Below are 16255 nucleotides of genomic sequence, written 5' to 3'. Positions count from 1 at the left end.
AACCTTCGTGGCGCTGAGACAGCCGAGACATTCGACACGCTCGTGGTGCTCGACGACGAAGGTTTCGACTTCAAAAGAGCTGCCGACCGCATCCTGTCGGTCTTTCACCGACGGCTGATTGAGACCGGCGAAATGCCCGGCATTATCGCGGCAAACGCGGACATCATTTATCCCAGCAATGACGGCTCGTTGATCTTTGGGCCAGGCATAATAGGGCCAATGCTTGAGGCCGGACTAGCACCGTTTGGAGCTCCTCCGATCCCGGTGGAGTTTATGGGCAAGCCAGGAAAAGCGATTTTCGAGGAATGCATCGCTCGGGCAGGTGCCGACCGCCTTCTGATGGTCGGCGATCAGCTTGATACCGACATCAAGGGCGCAAAGGCTGCCGGGCTCGACTCACTTCTGCTGTCCACTGGCCTCAACGACTGCGGTGAGTTGCGTCAAGGCGAGAACGACGCTCCCGATTATGTAGCAAAGGACCTTTGTCAAATCTTTGATGGCAGTTTGTCTCCACAATTTCGCTCAGCAAGGCATTGCAGCGCAAAAGATCTGGTTTAAGCGAGGCGGGAGAATTACTGACGGCAAGGCGCCCTTTTAGCGGAAAAGGTTGAACGCCGGAGCGTGAGCATGAGGGCAAATAGAGATGGCTTTCGAAGACTTCGGCGAAAGGATCGCACTTCGCCTTGCGGCTTTTTGCCCGTCAATTCGGAGGGGGCAGGTGGACTCGGGCGGAGAGGGGAGACCGAGGCGGAAAGTGCGCTGTCGGGCGGTATCTCGGTCGTTGCTCGGCATTGGAGTGTCAGATCGAGCTTGAAAGCCGTCCTTTTGCGATCGCAATGTCATGTCGTAAAAGAGGAAAGTGATTGAGCAAGAAAAATGCCGCTCGAACCGTCAGCAAGGAAGGAACAGAAGCGCAAGGGTTATTCCGAGCTCAGCCACAAAATTCTCAAGATGCCTTTGCCGCCGAGCCATCCGTAGGACGAAGTCACCCTCAGCCAGCGTTTCGATCTTCAAGATCGCCGATAGGCGAAGAACTCGTCGGCCTGGGCGAGTGAAGCGCTTGTTATGGCGGTTCCGAACAGAAGCGCCGTCGTCACCCCAATTGATACCCGCAGCGTATCCAAAAATTAGGGTACCCTCGACCTCTCACAGCGCAATACATCGGTATGCAGCTGTGCATCGGAAGAAGAACACCAGCAAATCGAGGAGTCGAAGCGCTCCTTCGGGCGCACAGGGACGGGACGTTCCTTTCCGTCCGCGCCGCACAAATGATGTATGCAAAATGTCGACCTCTATCGGTTTGAGTGATACTAGAGAACCCGAACGTCAGGACGGACCGTTGAGTTCAGGTATCTCGAACGATCTGCCCGACCGAAACTGCTCTGGAGAGATATAGGGATGAATGTACCGATAAGAAAGACAGCGCCAGTCCGGGAGCCTGCGGTTCCGCGAGAAATCGGAAGTACCCGGGTCTATACGGAGCTTCGTCACAACATTCTAAGCATGGTGCTGCCCCCCAGCGCCCCATTGGACGAGGTAGGGTTGGGTAAACACTTCCAGCTTTCGCGCTCCCCTATTCGAGAGGCACTGGTGCGCCTTGCGAGCGAGGGATTGGTCGTTACGCTTCAGAACCGCAGCACCATCGTAGCCCCTCTCGATTTCCGTAGCGTGCCCGAATATCTAGATGCATTGGATCTTCTGCAACGCGCTACCCATAGGTCAGCTGCCATTTGCCGCTCGCAACGGGACATAGAGGAAATCGAAACTATACTTGGGATATATGAAAAGAAAGCGAGGCTCGGTGTCGATACCGGCGACTGGTTGCCTGTGATCGAAGGCAACTATGATTTTCACTTCAGGATCGCGCAGGCGGGCCGAAATCAGTATTTCGCCGGATTCTATAAGCGGATTCTAGAGGAAGGGCGACGGATGCTCTACTTTCATAATGAATTCCTTTTCAAGAGCCTCGGCTCCCCAGCAGGGCGCCTGAACGAGCATCACCGAGAAATGGTCGAAGCCATCCGCGTTCAAGATCCAGACGAGGCTGAACGCCTTGCCCACGAGCACGCGAGGCAGTTCAAAGGGGACTTCCTAGAATATATGGAGCGGAGCATCACCTCTAAAATGAGAATTGCCACTTGACGGAGCCCCCTCGAGTTGTTGCATATCTTCGAGACTGAATGTCGACTATGCCATTTCGATCGGCAACGGGACCCGATCTTTGATCAGCGAAAACTTGAGGGATTTTCTTGGAACATCGCGCAGAGGCTCGTTCGGCGGTGGCATCGTTGGGGTTGCATGTTTTTGCTCTTCAGGCGGGGCTTTTCCGTAACCCTCTTTGGTCGTGTCGCCCCCCTCTCCGGAAATCCAGGTCGCCCCGGGATCCGGTCAGGTTAGATCGCGACTAGTAGACGCCGCCGTCTGTGGGGAGGACGCCGGCCAGAAGTGCGCTACCATCAAGTAAGGTCACGCAACTCATCTCCTCGATCCGCGGCCGGAAGCCTGTTCCAGGACGAAAATTGCTCCGATTTCTGGAACCGTCCATCACTTCAAGATGAAGATCGTGGCGGTCGGGGCTGAGCGTCCTGGGAGCCAACTCCGGCTGTCGGGCTCGAAGATTGGCTTGAGCATGCCCGTCTACAATGCCGTGATGATCGCGACCGAGCTCGGAACAATAACGAGCCACAGCGAATACGAACCTTGCCGCGTTAACGCAACTGACCTGGCGGTCGTCGATGATCACCAGGCAGCGCAGACAATTTCCACGTCCCAGTCTCCGCACACGGCTACAACGTGTGCCATGGCGGATCGCTTGCGCAGTGCCTCCCCTCTCTGTCCCTCAAGGACCCTGCGTTGGCCAGCTCGAAGCGCTATCAAGCAGGCGGCGAAAGGTTAGGAGAATTCGTTCGGAAGACCATGAAGTGCGCTCTACGACAGGTCCGAGGTCACGGATGAATCGCCTTGTTGCAAGTTGCTCACGCAGCGAAAGCCCATTGACAGAACGCAGAAACGACAATATGTCGACAATGCTCGAAACATGAAGGTCGAAATAGAGCGTGAGCTCGTCGACCTTCCCAAGCAGATTCCGGCTTTACATGGCGGATTTTTCTAATGCAGATACCTCAACTGAGCGGCGTCCTGACGGCTCTCGCGACCCCTTATGATGATAGCGGCCAGCTCGACCTAGAGGCCTTGGACAAGCTTGTTGAGCTTCTCATCTCCAACGGCGTGCATGCCCTCATTCCCGGTGGCTCCTCCGGAGAATACTATTCACAGACCCTCGAGGAACGGAAAGCCATCCTGGCGCGTGTGGCCGAGATCGTGAAGAACCGCATTCCGCTTCATGTCGGCGCCAATAGTATGCGGCCCGAGGAGACGATTGAGCTGGCCAAATTCGCCGAAGGCCTAGGCTACGGGGCGCAGTTGCTGGCGGCTCCGCCTTATTCCCTGCCCGGAAAGCCGGAGCTCATTGCGCATTTCCGTAACATCGAAAAAACACTTCGCTGGCGATCCTTTACAATTTCCCCGCCAGCACCGGCGTGGACATGGACAAGGAGTTCCTCGAAGGCGTCCTCGATATCAAGAAGATGCAACGCGTCTGCGGTTTCGATGATCAGGCTCTGGACCAGTTCCTATGGGGCACGCGCTCCTGGATCGCCGGCGCTTCCAACTTCCCTGCCGGCGGAACACGTCGCCCTCTATAATGCGTGCGTGGAGAGGGAAGACTTCCTGCTGGGGCGCAAGCCGATGAAGACGATGATGCCTTTGATCTACTTGATGCAGGATGGAGGCAAGTACAACCAGTTCAAATACGGCGCGTCGGCATGCGATGTGCATGCGCCGCTGATCGGCCTGTCGGATGTCGAGCGCTCCGACAAGCTCTACGAAAACCTCAAGTCGCAGAAAATCGCCTCCTGGGTGAATTGAAGAAACCCCCAACCGGTTGAGGACATAATATGACCGTCAATATCAAGATCCCCGCGACCTTCGAGACGCGACCCTTCATCAACGGCAACTATCGCAGCACGGAACGCGGCGAAACGTTTGCAACTTTCAACCCTGCCACGGGCAAGGAACTGGCGCAGGTTTCAGCCGGAGACGACGCCGACATCAATAAGGCCGTTGCGGGCGCGCGCGCCTCCTTCGAAAGCGGGTCGTGGTCACGCCAAACGCCACGCGACCGCAAGAAGATGCTGCTGCGCTTCGCCGATCTGATCGAAAAGAACATCGATGAACTCGCCCTGATCGAGACGCTCGATTGCGGGAAACCTCTCAATGACTCCCGCAACGTGGATCTTCCCGACAGCATTGAAACGCTGCGCTGGCATGCCGAGGCGACGGATAAGCTCTACGACCAGATGTCTCCCGCCCCGGTAGACGTCGTTTCCATGATCATGCGGGAGCCGGTCGGGGTTGTCGGCGCGGTCCTTCCCTGGAACTTCCCGCTGTTTGTTGCCATGTGGAAGATTGCCCCTGCGCTCGCCACCGGAAATTCCATCGTCATCAAGCCCGCGGAACTAACCTCACTTTCGCTGCTGCGCCTTGCGGCCATCGCCGCCGAAGCCGGTCTTCCCGAAGGCGTGCTTAACGTCGTGCCAGGCTTGGGCCCGACCGCTGGCCGCGCGCTCGGTCTGCAAAGGGACGTCGACTGCGTCAGCTTCACGGGTTCTGGCGAGGTCGGCCGCTATTTCCTGAAATACGCCGCCGAATCGAACATGAAGCGCATCGTCTTGGAATGTGGCGGCAAGAGCCCGGCCATTGTCCTTGATGACGTGACAGACTTCACCCCCGTGGTAGAGCAGATCGCCGCCGGCTTCCTGTTTTGTCAGGGGGAGAACTGCTCCGCCGGCACGCGCCTGATCGTCTCCGAGAAGGTCCGCGAACCTTTGCTCGCGAAGCTCAAGGAAACCGTCAAGACCTGGAAGATCGGAGATCCTCTGGATTCGGCGACCAAGATCGGGGCCATGATCGAAGAGCCGCACATGCAGAAGGTCCTCTCTTATATCGAGAAGGGCCAATCCGAGGGCGCCAAGCTGACGCTCGGCGGCAATCAGGTATTAAAGGGCACCGGCGGCTATTTCATCGAACCAACCATCTTCGAAGGCGTGACGAACGACATGGCGATCGCGCGCGAGGAAATTTTCGGCCCTGTCCTGTCGGTCATCACCGTGCGTGACGATGCCGAGGCCGTGCGCATTGCGAACGACACCAATTATGGCCTGGCGGCGTCGCTCTACACCAACGACCTCAACCGGGCTCACCTGATCGCGCGGTCGATCCGCGCCGGCACCGTTTCGGTTAACTGCTATTCCGAAGGCGACTTCGCGGTCCCATTTGGCGGCTACAAGGAATCCGGCTTCGGCGGGAAGGACAAGGGCTTCGCGGCCCACGACCAGTATACCGAAACAAAGGCCATCTGGATGCAACTGCGATAGGCGGCACAGGGCCCTGGTGGACCTTCAGACAATAGCCGCCCGAGCCGCCCGGCAGGATCATTCCTGTCGAGATCGGAAGCATTCGCATCCACATGTGCCCTGGAAGAAGAAACCCTTTTGTCCGCCCTGTAGGGGCCACTCAATAAGGAGACTAGTATGAGCACTTTGGAAGGCGTCTGCGTTCCCATCTGCACTCCGTTTAAGGACAGCGGTGCAACTCTCGACATTGCGGCGTTCGAGGCAAACATCGACTCGCTTGTCGAAAACGCTGTGCACATCATTGCCGTAAATGGCGGCACGGGTGAATTCCCGTTCCTGTCAGAATCGGAAAAACGCGAGCTGGCTAAAGTGGCCTGCCGACGCGTTGATGGCCGCGCCAAAGTGATCGTCCAGACCTCGGCAATTCGCACCGAAGATGCGGTGGAGAACTCAAAGCACGCCGAAGGCGTGGGCGCTGACGCGGTTCTGGTCCTGCCGCCTTACTTCGAAGGTCCGGGCGAAGACGGGGTGCGCTGGCACTATGAGCAAATCGCCAAGGCGATCAAAACCCCGATCATGGCCTACAACATCCCGGCCTATACCCAGTTCGACATCACGCCGGAAATCTTCGGCCGCTTTTCGGAGATCGACGGGGTCGATTACATCAAGGACAGCACCGCCGATCCCAGCCGCATCGAAAAGCTAGCCGGGCAGGGCGCCAAAGTGTTCTGTGGCTGTGACTTTCTTAATTTCTTCGCGCTCGTGAATGGCGCCACCGGCCTGTTCACCGGCTCCGGCAACGTTGCGCCCGCGCAGATCCGTAAGCTCTGGGATCTGGTGAAGTCGAAGGATTATGAGCGGGCGGAAAAGGTGTGGAAGACACTCCAGCCGATCAGCCGTCTGCTCTGGACGCTGCCCTTCAACCCGGTTGCTAAGGCCGGAAGCGAGATGACCGGCCGCAGGGTCGGCCTGTGCCGCATGCCTGTGCCACCGCTGAAGGCCGATGAGATGAAATTGGTCGAAGCCGCTGTCGAGGCGCTTTCGGCCTGAACCCAGAATCCGGGCCGCCCGGCAGCGGGCGGCTCGGAGCCTCTGATTCTCCGGTTCCGATGACCCGTCCCGATTCCCTCACCGCCTTTCCGCATGACGCGCGACGCAGCCTTTCGAGTGGGCCGGTCATGCTGGTCGACCTTGCTGCAATCCAGCGCAACTTTCGCAAGCTGGCGCAGATGACTAGTGGCACCTGTGCCGCCATCGTCAAGGGCGATGGCTATGGCCACGGAATGCGGGAGGCATCGCAAGCGCTGCAAAGTATTGGCGCACAGTTGTTCCTTTCTGCTCGTTTCGAAGATGCCTTGGCGTTGCGCGCCGATCTTGGGCCCGGACCACGCATCGCCGTCCTCGACGGCGTTTCGCCGGCGGATATGGCCGAAGCCCGGGAGCGGGACATCATTCCCGTGGTTAATTCGCTGGAGCAACTTCATGTGATCTCGGCCGTGGCAAAGCGGACCGCCCAGAGGATCCCGGCCTTCATCCATCTTGATACCGCCATGAACAGGCTTGGTCTTGCCTCCGAGGATGATGAGTGTGCCGAGCCCTTGCTCGCGTCCTGCAGTGTTCAGGCCTACATGACGCATTTCGCCTCAGCCGACGATGTCGATCTCGATCTTTGCCGTCTTCAGGTATCCCGCCTTACCAAGCGCGCTAAGCTCTTGCCCAGAGCGCCACTTTCCGTCGCGAATTCCTGTGGTGTTTTTCTTGGAAGGGAATTGCACGGAGACATCATCCGGCCAGGCAAATCTACCTTTGGGATCAATCCGCTTGCTGATGCTGATAACCCGATGGAACAACCGGCGACCATTCTCGCGCCTGTGATCCAGGTCCGGACGCTGAAGAAGGGCGATCCAGTGGGTTACTCCTGCACCTGGCATGCGCCTGAACCTCGACGAATCGCAATTCTCGCCATTGGTTATGGGAATGGATTCATGCGCGACAACGGCAACAGGGGTTCTGTGGTGTTCGGCTGTCTGCGTGCCCCCGTGGTCGGGCGCGTCTCAATGGACCTGACAGCCGTCGATATCTCGGCCCTTCCGGAGACGGCGGTGCATGTCGGGGCAGCCGCCGAAATTGTCGGCGGTACGATCACCTACCGGGAAGTCGCTGAAACCGTTGCTACGAACGAGCACGAAGCGATAATTGCGCTCGGCCGGGGCTGCAAGCGTTTCTTCGTGAATGGAGGGGCCCATGCCTAGCCTCAGATTTGCAAGCGAGCGCTGCAGAACCGCGGTGCCACGGCTTTTCGTTTGCGATGTCGATCGAACCCTGCTTACGCATGATCACGTGTTGCTCCCGGCCGTTTCGGCGGCGGCGCGGTCGCTACAGTCGGTAAAGCTTCCCCTCATCCTGGCATCAGCGCGATCCCCTGTGGGGTTGGAACGCGTGCATGCCGACGTGGGTGCATCGGATACGGTCTGCTGTTTCAACGGCGCATGGATCGGAAAGCTCTCGTCCCGAACTACGCTCAAGGAAGCGCGCCTTGATCGCGAAACTGCGCTTGAAGCAATGACATCGGTTCACGACCTGGGCGGAAGCCCTATCTGGTTCGGTTTGGATACTTGTTTCGTTCTTGAGTCCGATGAACCCGTCGCAAGACGGCGCACCGATGTCACTGGCGACCGTCTTCAACTCATCAGCACACCAAACGCGGCACCGAAAGCCCCTTTCAAACTGCTTGGCACCTTTCGAGAAGAGACAATCGAAGCGTCCGTTTCGCTTCTATCAAGAAGGTTTTCCGGTACGCTCACGGTAGCGCAGTCGGGTCCCAACCTTGTGGAGCTGGTCGCCAAAGGGGTCCAAAAGGACGTTGCCGCTGCGTTTATTGCCGGCGAGTTTGGTCTCAGTGCCATTGACGTTGCTGCAGCAGGTGACTCTGATAACGACTTGGGTCTGCTTTGCTGGGCAGGGTTGGCAATCACCGTCTCCAATGCCAAGCCGCATGTTCAAGAAGTTGCCGACATCGTGGCACCGTCTTGCGACGTTGGCGGATTGGCATTGGCTTTTGAGTGGGTGGTTGAAAGCCGCTCTAGATCTTCCCCGGTGTGACAGTCATGGCCGCAAGGCTGACAGCGGAAGTCGACCGTCACCTCTCCACTCTCGATCTCGGAAGTCCTGCATGAGCCATGTCGTCATTGTTGGAACAGGTATAGTCGGCCTCAGTACGGCTCGGGCGCTGCTTTCCGATGGCCATGCGGTAACGCTGGTGGATCGAGACCCATCCGGCGACAAGGCCTCCTTCGGCAATGCCGGTGGCCTCGGCGTTACCGAGATCGTGCCCGCAAGCGTCCCCGGGCTCGTATGGAAAGTGCCGGGCTGGCTGATCGATCCACTCGGGCCGCTGTCCTTGCACCCGGGGCATTTTCCGAAGCTGGTGCCCTGGCTGTTGCGCTTCATGAAAAGCGGTTCGCATCGGGAAATGCTGCGTCTCACCTCCGCGCTCGCAGCCCTGACCGCGCCTGTTTACGACGATTTCCTCCCGCTGCTGGACGAACTCAGCCTCTCGCATGAACTTCATCGCGTCGGCGCACTCTGGGTCTATGAAACCGAAGCGGGCTTTGCCGCCGATGCCGCGGACCGCAAACTACGCCGCCTTCACGCCGGCATTTTCGAAGAAATGGATGGCGACGAGGCGAGGCGGCTGGAACCCGCGCTCGGAAAGAAGGTCGTTCGCGCGGTGCTGACGCCGCAATGGTCGCATTTCTCCGACCCCAAGCGGGTTGTGGACAGGCTGCGCGAACACGTTGCTTCACGCAGTGCGACAATCGTTCAAGGGGAGGCGGTTGCAGTTGCCGGCACTGCGCTTGAGCTTTCGGACGGAACGAAGCTGCCGTTTGAGCGCCTGGTCATTGCTGCCGGCGCCTGGTCTGCACGGCTTGCAGCGACCATCGGCGACCGGGTGCTGTTGGAAAGCGAGCGCGGCTACAACATCACCATTCCAGATCCCGGGGTATCTCTTACCCGGGAGGTCATCTTCGCCGAACGCAAGTTTGTCGCCACCCCGATGGACATGGGTCTGCGGATCGGCGGGGCGACGGAATTCGCCGGCCTCGATGCTCCCGCAAACTATGCCCGCAGCGATGCGCTGGCCGCCTTGGCCCGTCCTTATCTTCCAGGGCTCAAAACCGAAGGCGGAAGCCGATGGATGGGTCATCGTCCGACCACGCCCGACAGTCTGCCAGTCATCGGCCCCTCGCCCAATCGGCCTGACATTATCCATGCCTATGGTCACAGCCATATTGGACTGACGCTCGGCCCAACCACCGGCCGCCTCGTTGCAGATCTGATTGCCGACCGCACCGCATCAATTGACCTCGCCCCATTCTCAGCCAGCCGCTTTTCTTGAACCGGGAGCCTAAGCCATGAATCCGCACACCTTTTTCTGCGTCGATGCTCATACTTGCGGCAACCCGGTGCGCGTCGTCGTTGGTGGCGCGCCGATTCTGCCCAATGTCGGCATGGCCGAGAAGCGCCAGATTTTTCAAGCCGAGCACGACTGGGTTCGCAAGGCGCTGATGTTCGAACCGCGCGGTCATGATGTTATGTCGGGCTCGATTCTCTATCCGCCCTCGCGTGAGGATTGCGATGTCGGTGTCCTGTTCATCGAGGTTTCAGGCTGCCTGCCCATGTGCGGCCACGGCACTATCGGCACCGTGACGGTCGCTTTAGAGCAGGGCCTTGTCCTGCCAAAGACCGAAGGGAAGCTAGCTATCGAGGCTCCGGCCGGCCGCGTCGACATTGAATATCGTCGCAAAGGCCGCTTTGTGGAGGAAGTGCGCCTCTTCAACGTGCCGGCCTATCTGCACGCCGTCGAGACTACGATCGACGTCTCCGGCATGGGCGAACTGGTTGTGGACGTATCCTATGGCGGCAATTTTTACGCCATCATCGAGCCGCAGAAGGACTGGGCCGGTCTCGATAGCATGACCGCCGAGGAGATCCTCCATTTTAGCCCGCTGGTGCGTCGACTCGTGCAGGAAAAGGTTGCTCCAGTGCATCCGGAAGATGACCGCATCGCCGGTGTCAGCCATGTGATGTGGGCTGACAAGGCTAAGCACCCGGAGGCTGACGGCCGCAACGCTGTGTTTTATGGCGAGCGCGGCATCGACCGCTCGCCGTGTGGAACCGGCACGTCGTCGCGCATGGCGCAACGCGCGGCTAAGGGTCTGCTCAAGGTTGGAGACACTTTCGTGCACGAATCCATCATTGGGACCCTGTTTCACGGCCGCGTCGAGAGCGAGGCAGCGGTCGCTGGTCGCTCGGCCATCCGACCAAGCATTAGCGGCTGGGCGCGCCTAACGGGTTACAACACTATTCTCGTTGACGAGCGTGACCCACTCGCCCTCGGCTTCCAGGTTCGCTGAGGAAGGAGGTGATTGATCTAGTCCCAAGAGCATTGAAAGCTCACGGCAATATGTCGACACTTCGGCCTGATGAAGGGATAGGGACTGGCTATCTTTGGGCGACACGACCTGCTCACGCTGACTTACAATAAACAGTTACCGAGACGGTCCAGCTTCCCCGAAGTTTTGGTCCGTCAAACGTGATGGCAACGTTTCATTTTCAGAGCTTCCGGAACAACCGGGCATTTGAGCGGCGCTGGCTGAGGCCTTGCCTTTTGCGCATTCCGGCTTGTGGCTAGCTTGGGGTTCCTTTCGAGATCGAGCGACTGGTTCTTTTGGCACAGTTGCGATTTCCGGCCGCTCGGTGGTTTGTGTTCTTGCCTTCGGATCTTCTCGCTGATTCAAATTCCCCGATGCGAGGAATCAGCCAGCTTGGCGAGCATGCAGCCAACTACGTCTTAGTTTACGAAGATGATCCCGAGGAAAGGGACCGCAATCCGCCGGAGGTATCAAGGATTGCAAAGGCTAAGAACCCGCGCCCCTTGCGCTAGACGCCCGCGACTGCTCCTAAGAATCCCGCCGTTCAATAGGGCGACCGCCCGCAGCTCGCTTTTGAGAACCCAACAATCCCGCCAGGGCTGACTTCCTGCGCACGTCCATCATTTGTTCAGGCATTTTTCCCGACCTGCGGGTACGGCCCGGACATCCGGGATGTTGAGCGCCATGCCATGCCTGCACAACCAATCAGTCACCGTCGACTCTGCTGATATTGCTTTCATAATAAGATTGACATTCACGACAATTTGTCGACAGTGGCACCTGCCATGCTGATCGATCCCAGAGTGACTGGCATTAGTTTACTCAACTCAAGAAGGCTTGGCGCAGTCGCTGGCGAGCCCTTTCGCCCGCTTAACACAGTTGAACGGGATTGAAGCGCAAGGACAGCGCTAAGAAATAATGATCACGTTCTTCGACGCGCGAACGAAAACGATGACTAAAGCAGCTTGCGCGAGTCAACATATTGAAACATCAGCCACGAAGGCGTAGAAAAAGGGGAACTAAGATGAACGAAGAACTGCGTCTACTTGGCGAGAGAGTCGCAAAAGGAGAACTGTCCAGGCGCGCGTTTTTAGGTCGAGCCACAGCGCTTGGCGTCAGCGCCGCTTTGGCAAACAACTTGCTTGGCACGGCTGCTGAGGCAGCGGGGCCCGTCAAGGGCGGCCTGCTCAAAGCGGGATTGCAGGGCGGGTCTGCCACGGACAGTCTCGATCCTGCGATGGCCTCGGGCTCGGTTCCTTGGTTCTTCTTGCGACAATGGGGTGAACAGCTCGTCCAGATCAACCCTGATGGTGACCTGCAGCCTGCGCTTGCGGAAGAATGGGGTTCTTCGAAAGATGCCAAGATCTGGACCTTCAAGATCCGCAAGGGCGTGCAGTTCCACAATGGCAAGGAGATGACCCCGGCAGACGTGCTCGCCACCATGGCGCGCCATTCGGACGAAAGGTCGAAGTCCGGCGCGCTCGGCGTCATGAAAGGAATCGACAAAATTGCGGTAGATGGGCAGAACGTGGTACTCACACTCAAGGAAGCTAATGTCGACCTGCCCTTCCTGATGGATGACTTCCACTTAGTGATCCAGCCAAATGGCGGCCATGACAACCCAACCGCAGGCATCGGTACCGGCCCCTACAAGATCACAGTAAACGAAGCCGGTGTGCGGCTCGGCGGCGAAAAGTTCGCCAGTTATTGGCGCGACAACCGCGGCTTTGCCGACCAGATCGAAATCCTCATCATCAACGATGACACCGCCCGCGTGTCGGCGCTGCAGAGCCGCCAGGTCCACATGATCAACCGCGTCCCGCCGAAGGTCGTTGACTTCATCAAAAGTGCTCCGGGCATGATTATTCGCAATGTTGCCGGCCGCGGACATTATGTATTCGTCGTCCATTGCGACACTGTGCCCTTCGACAACAACGACCTACGGCTCGCGCTTAAGTATGCCATCGACCGCGACGAGATGGTGCAGAAGATACTGGGAGGGTATGGCTTCGTCGGCAATGACACTCCTATTAGCAAGAATTATCCACTTTTTTACCGAAATGGAGCAGCGCAAGTACGATCCGGACAAAGCAGCCTTCCATTACAAGAAGTCCGGCTATTCGGGCTCGATAATGCTTCAAATCTCCGACGTTGCTTTTCCAGGCGCGCTCGACGCGGCCCAGCTTTATCAGAGGAGCGCAGCCAAGGCGGGCATCACCATCGAAGTCAAGCGCGAGCCAGGCGACGGCTATTGGTCACAACAGGGGAACATGCCCTTTTCGGCCAGCTATTGGGGCGGTCGTCCGACCCAGGATCAGATGTATTCCACCGTCTACTATTCTAAGGCCGCTTGGAACGAGACTCACTTCTCCAACGAGAAGTTCGACCAGACGCTGTTCCAGGCCCGCGCCGAACGTGATGTTAACAAGCGCAAGCAGCTTTACGCCGATATGGGTACGATCCTCCGTGACGAAGGCGGCGTGATCGCTCCGATGTTCAACGACTTCATCGACGCTACAGGCCCGCAGGTCGGCGGCTGGGCGAAGGATGGCAACCAGGAACTTATGGGCGGCTATGCACTGTCCAAATGCTGGCTCCAGGCCTGAGGCCGGGCCGCTAGAATGGTTTCGAAACTCATTGCGCAGCGCGTTGCGCTGGGCATCCTCTTACTGGTCGCGGTTTCGGTTCTGATCTTCGCCGGCACCAATCTCCTGCCGGGCGATGTTGCCCAGGCCGTCCTCGGCAAATCGGCGACGCCGCTGGCGCTCCAGAATCTTAGAAAGGAAATGGGGCTCAACGATCCTGCTTATGTCAGGTATTTCCACTGGCTGGTCGGAATTCTACATGGTGACCTGGGCACTGCGCTGACGACCAAGCTCAATATTGCCGCGTCCATCAAGGAGCGGCTGTGGAACACACTGTTCCTCGCCTTCTGGGCCGCCATCGTGTCAATCCCGCTGGCCGTCATCCTGGGTTTTATCGCCGTGCGTCATCACAACCGCCCGGTCGATAAGCTCATTTCGGGCTTGGCGCGTTTAGAAAGATATAAACGGCGGCGAAGATCAGACCGACTGCCTGGACGACCGGCACGTCACGCGCAGCGACATGGTCGACCAGATACTGGCCCATGCCCGGATAGACGAAGATCACCTCGATGATGACGTGTTTTTCCAACAGTGGCTCAAGCACCATCATCGGCCGGCCCCTGACCTTCTATTTCGGCCTGAGGGGTGCCGAGCGCGAGCGGCGCGTGCAAGAGCTCCTCGAAGAAATCCAGATGGGCACCGGCTTCCTTGACCGTTATCCGGCCGAGCTTTCGGGCGGACAAAAGCAGCGCGTCTGCATCGCCCGCGCCCTTGCCGCCAAGCCGAAGCTCATCATCTGCGACGAGGTGACCTCGGCTCTCGATCCCCTGATCGCCAACGGCATCCTGAAGCTGCTGCTCAAACTGCAGCAGAGCGAGCAGGTGGCTTACCTCTTCATCACCCACGATCTCGCGACGGTGAAGTCGATCGCTGATTCCATTGCGGTCATGTATCGCTATGGGGCGAAAAGCCAAGGGCGGGCGCCGCCGTTCGACGACTATACCGATCTCTTGCTGTCGTCCATGCCGGAGATGGAAATCGGCTGGCTCGATAAGCGATCGCCGGGCGAAAGAGGGTGGGAACTAACAGACTTCAGAGCGATGACCACCAGCCAAACTGCCCCCGCTGCTCCCATGTGTGCTCCCACGCGCAAGCGTGGGATATCTCGTGGCGAATAACGAAATTGGAGGAGACGTGTTATATGAACGGCAGGAACTTTGTGCAGGCATTTGAGACGTCAGAATATCGGGCTCGGGTCGATAAATTGCGTGCTTTGATGTCCAAGGCTGGGATGGACGCGCTGTTGGTCATCTCACAAGCCAATCACTGCTATCTGGTGGGGTACGAGTCCTTTTCCGGTGAGGAGCCTCAGGCCGTGTTCGTTACGCTGGATCACGATCCGTATTTCATTCTGCGCAAGATGGACGCCGACACTGCAGCCGATGCCGGATGTTGGCTTCCACAGGATCAGGTCATTGCGTATGCCGAAGATTATGTCGGTGACTCGGGAGAGCGCAGCGCGTGGGACGTGATCGGGCGGTTCGTCAAGGACAAGGTGGGGGAATCCGCACGCATCGGCGTCGATATGTCTGGCCTACGCGCAAGCGACTACCATAAGCTTATCCGCGCATTGGGTGTTCAGGAGCCCTGTGATGGTAGCGGCTTGGTGTCCGAGTGTGCGCTGGTCAAGTCCGAGCGCGAGCTTTTGTATATGAAAGAGGCCGCCGCGATAGCGGACCAGGCGATGCTCGCTGGCCTTGGCAAGATCGCCGTGGGCGCTAGGCATTGCGACGCAGCCGCGGCGATCATGTCCGCGCTTTGCGCCGGGACCGAGACGATCCCTGGCGGTCCGCCGCCATGCCCACCGTACATCCGAGGCGGCGAGTTCGCCAACGCGCCGCACCAGTTGTGGATTGACGACGTATTTGCAGCCAACCAGCAGTACTATCTGCAGTTTTCGGCCAGCCGGCACAGGTATCCCGCGCCAATGGCGCGGATCGCTCACCTCGGCCCGGCCACGCCTCGCCGGAAGCACCAACATGAGGGTGCGCTGGCCGGATTCTACGCCGCGCTCGACGCGCTGCGCCCCGGCGCAACCTGCGCCCACGTCGCGCGCGCGTTTCAAGCGGCTAGTCGGCCGTACGGCCTTAGGAGGGAGGAGGGGCGCAACGGCTACTCTTTTGGCCTCGACTGGACGACGGGGCCGAGCTTGGGACTCAACAACGACACCGAGATTGTGGCCAACATGACCTTCGATCTGCAGTCTGCCTTCCACGAGCGCGGCGAAATCTACCTATTGAGCGACACCGTCCGAGTCGCTGAGAATGGCGCCGAATTGCTCACCACTGTCCCTCGCATCCTTTTCGAGCTTCCCGTATAAATGTTGAGTACCGACAACTTTGCCTCATCGGTGGCTCATGTACTTTTTCTGACAAACAATACCAGGACATGTTGGAGAAACCTACTCCGGAATAGCCGGCTCTGCTTTGCACTATCGACGCAGTAATCGACTTTTCCGTCTTCCGTGATTTTCCTTTGCAGACCTGCAATGACAGCAAGGGCAGGTACGACAGTCCGACCTTGCTGACCTGCCGCGCAACGCGGTGCTTCGCTGTTCATCCATCAGCCGGACCGCCCGTCCGATCGATGGTTCTGGTGCGAGCTCTCTGAACGGGGGATGATGCAGAATGCAAAGTGAGCGCTGTCCCGGCGCCACCTTTCGCGCGTGGTCGTGAGCCACGATGCTCGGAGCCTTTGAGGGCTTCGACACATGACGATTTCAGAGCTTACGCTTAAGTCCAGGGACGAGGAGCCGGTTCGA

At 58.5% G+C, this 16255-nt stretch carries 11 protein-coding genes and 3 pseudogenes; all 14 read left to right on the top strand.

Annotation, left to right across the window (positions count from 1 at the left end; translation table 11 throughout):
- Positions 1–558, top strand: a 558-nt coding sequence (locus O7A70_RS32410; protein ID WP_337143983.1) for an HAD-IA family hydrolase, incomplete at its 5' end; no start/stop codon positions are given.
- Between the two features lie 305 nt (positions 559–863).
- On the top strand, positions 864–1055 hold the full coding sequence (locus tag O7A70_RS32405; RefSeq protein ID WP_337143982.1) for a hypothetical protein: 192 nt from the start codon (positions 864–866) through the stop codon (positions 1053–1055).
- A gap of 343 nt (positions 1056–1398) precedes the next feature.
- Entirely contained in the window at positions 1399–2142 is a 744-nt protein-coding gene (locus O7A70_RS32400) for a GntR family transcriptional regulator (RefSeq protein ID WP_337143981.1), read from the top strand.
- Positions 2143–3111: 969 nt separating this feature from the next.
- Positions 3112–3927 carry a dihydrodipicolinate synthase family protein gene (locus tag O7A70_RS32395; RefSeq protein WP_337143980.1) on the top strand — a complete coding sequence of 272 codons (816 nt, stop codon included), beginning with the start codon at positions 3112–3114 and terminating at the stop codon, positions 3925–3927.
- 29 nt (positions 3928–3956) lie between these two features.
- Positions 3957–5435 (top strand): aldehyde dehydrogenase, encoded by a 1479-nt coding sequence (locus O7A70_RS32390; protein WP_337143979.1) that lies wholly within the window; start codon positions 3957–3959, stop codon positions 5433–5435.
- Between the two features lie 156 nt (positions 5436–5591).
- On the top strand, positions 5592–6464 hold the full coding sequence (locus O7A70_RS32385) for a dihydrodipicolinate synthase family protein (protein ID WP_337143978.1): 873 nt from the start codon (positions 5592–5594) through the stop codon (positions 6462–6464).
- A 128-nt stretch (positions 6465–6592) separates the two neighbouring features.
- Entirely contained in the window at positions 6593–7666 is a 1074-nt protein-coding gene (gene alr / locus O7A70_RS32380) for an alanine racemase (protein ID WP_337143977.1), read from the top strand.
- A complete protein-coding gene (locus O7A70_RS32375) occupies positions 7659–8516 on the top strand; it encodes an HAD family hydrolase (protein WP_337143976.1) in 858 nt (285 codons plus the stop codon). Before alr ends, O7A70_RS32375 begins: the two co-directional genes overlap by 8 nt.
- A complete protein-coding gene (locus tag O7A70_RS32370) occupies positions 8410–9813 on the top strand; it encodes an NAD(P)/FAD-dependent oxidoreductase (RefSeq protein WP_337143975.1) in 1404 nt (467 codons plus the stop codon). The genes O7A70_RS32375 and O7A70_RS32370 overlap by 107 nt, the downstream gene beginning before the upstream one ends.
- Positions 9814–9829: 16 nt before the next feature.
- Positions 9830–10831: a 4-hydroxyproline epimerase gene (locus O7A70_RS32365; RefSeq protein ID WP_337143974.1), complete on the top strand. Its 1002-nt coding sequence runs from the start codon at positions 9830–9832 to the stop codon at positions 10829–10831.
- 1042 nt (positions 10832–11873) lie between these two features.
- A pseudogene (locus O7A70_RS32360) lies at positions 11874–13455 on the top strand (ABC transporter substrate-binding protein).
- Positions 13456–13470: 15 nt separating this feature from the next.
- Positions 13471–13881: pseudogene (locus O7A70_RS32355) on the top strand (ABC transporter permease); the annotation flags it as partial.
- Positions 13882–14036: 155 nt separating this feature from the next.
- A pseudogene (locus O7A70_RS32350) lies at positions 14037–14507 on the top strand (ATP-binding cassette domain-containing protein); the annotation flags it as partial.
- A gap of 128 nt (positions 14508–14635) precedes the next feature.
- Complete coding sequence (locus O7A70_RS32345) at positions 14636–15814, top strand: M24 family metallopeptidase (RefSeq protein WP_337143973.1); 1179 nt, start codon at positions 14636–14638, stop codon at positions 15812–15814.
- Positions 15815–16255: the final 441 nt, after the last annotated feature.

Source organism: Mesorhizobium sp. Cs1299R1N1, from assembly GCF_037179655.1.
Classification (GTDB): domain Bacteria; phylum Pseudomonadota; class Alphaproteobacteria; order Rhizobiales; family Rhizobiaceae; genus Mesorhizobium; species Mesorhizobium salmacidum.
Note: the sequence above shows the minus strand (reverse complement) of the source record. Positions and strands in the feature narration are given on the sequence as shown.

Excerpts from the sequence above, each read along its gene's own strand:
- O7A70_RS32400 (WP_337143981.1), top strand. The coding sequence starts at position 1,399 with ATGAATGTACCGATAAGAAAGACAGCGCCAGTCCGGGAGCCTGCGGTT.
- O7A70_RS32395 (WP_337143980.1), top strand. The coding sequence starts at position 3,112 with ATGCAGATACCTCAACTGAGCGGCGTCCTGACGGCTCTCGCGACCCCT.
- O7A70_RS32390 (WP_337143979.1), top strand. The coding sequence starts at position 3,957 with ATGACCGTCAATATCAAGATCCCCGCGACCTTCGAGACGCGACCCTTC.
- O7A70_RS32385 (WP_337143978.1), top strand. The coding sequence starts at position 5,592 with ATGAGCACTTTGGAAGGCGTCTGCGTTCCCATCTGCACTCCGTTTAAG.
- alr (WP_337143977.1), top strand. The coding sequence starts at position 6,593 with ATGCTGGTCGACCTTGCTGCAATCCAGCGCAACTTTCGCAAGCTGGCG.
- O7A70_RS32375 (WP_337143976.1), top strand. The coding sequence starts at position 7,659 with ATGCCTAGCCTCAGATTTGCAAGCGAGCGCTGCAGAACCGCGGTGCCA.
- O7A70_RS32370 (WP_337143975.1), top strand. The coding sequence starts at position 8,410 with ATGTTCAAGAAGTTGCCGACATCGTGGCACCGTCTTGCGACGTTGGCG.
- O7A70_RS32365 (WP_337143974.1), top strand. The coding sequence starts at position 9,830 with ATGAATCCGCACACCTTTTTCTGCGTCGATGCTCATACTTGCGGCAAC.
- O7A70_RS32345 (WP_337143973.1), top strand. The coding sequence starts at position 14,636 with ATGAACGGCAGGAACTTTGTGCAGGCATTTGAGACGTCAGAATATCGG.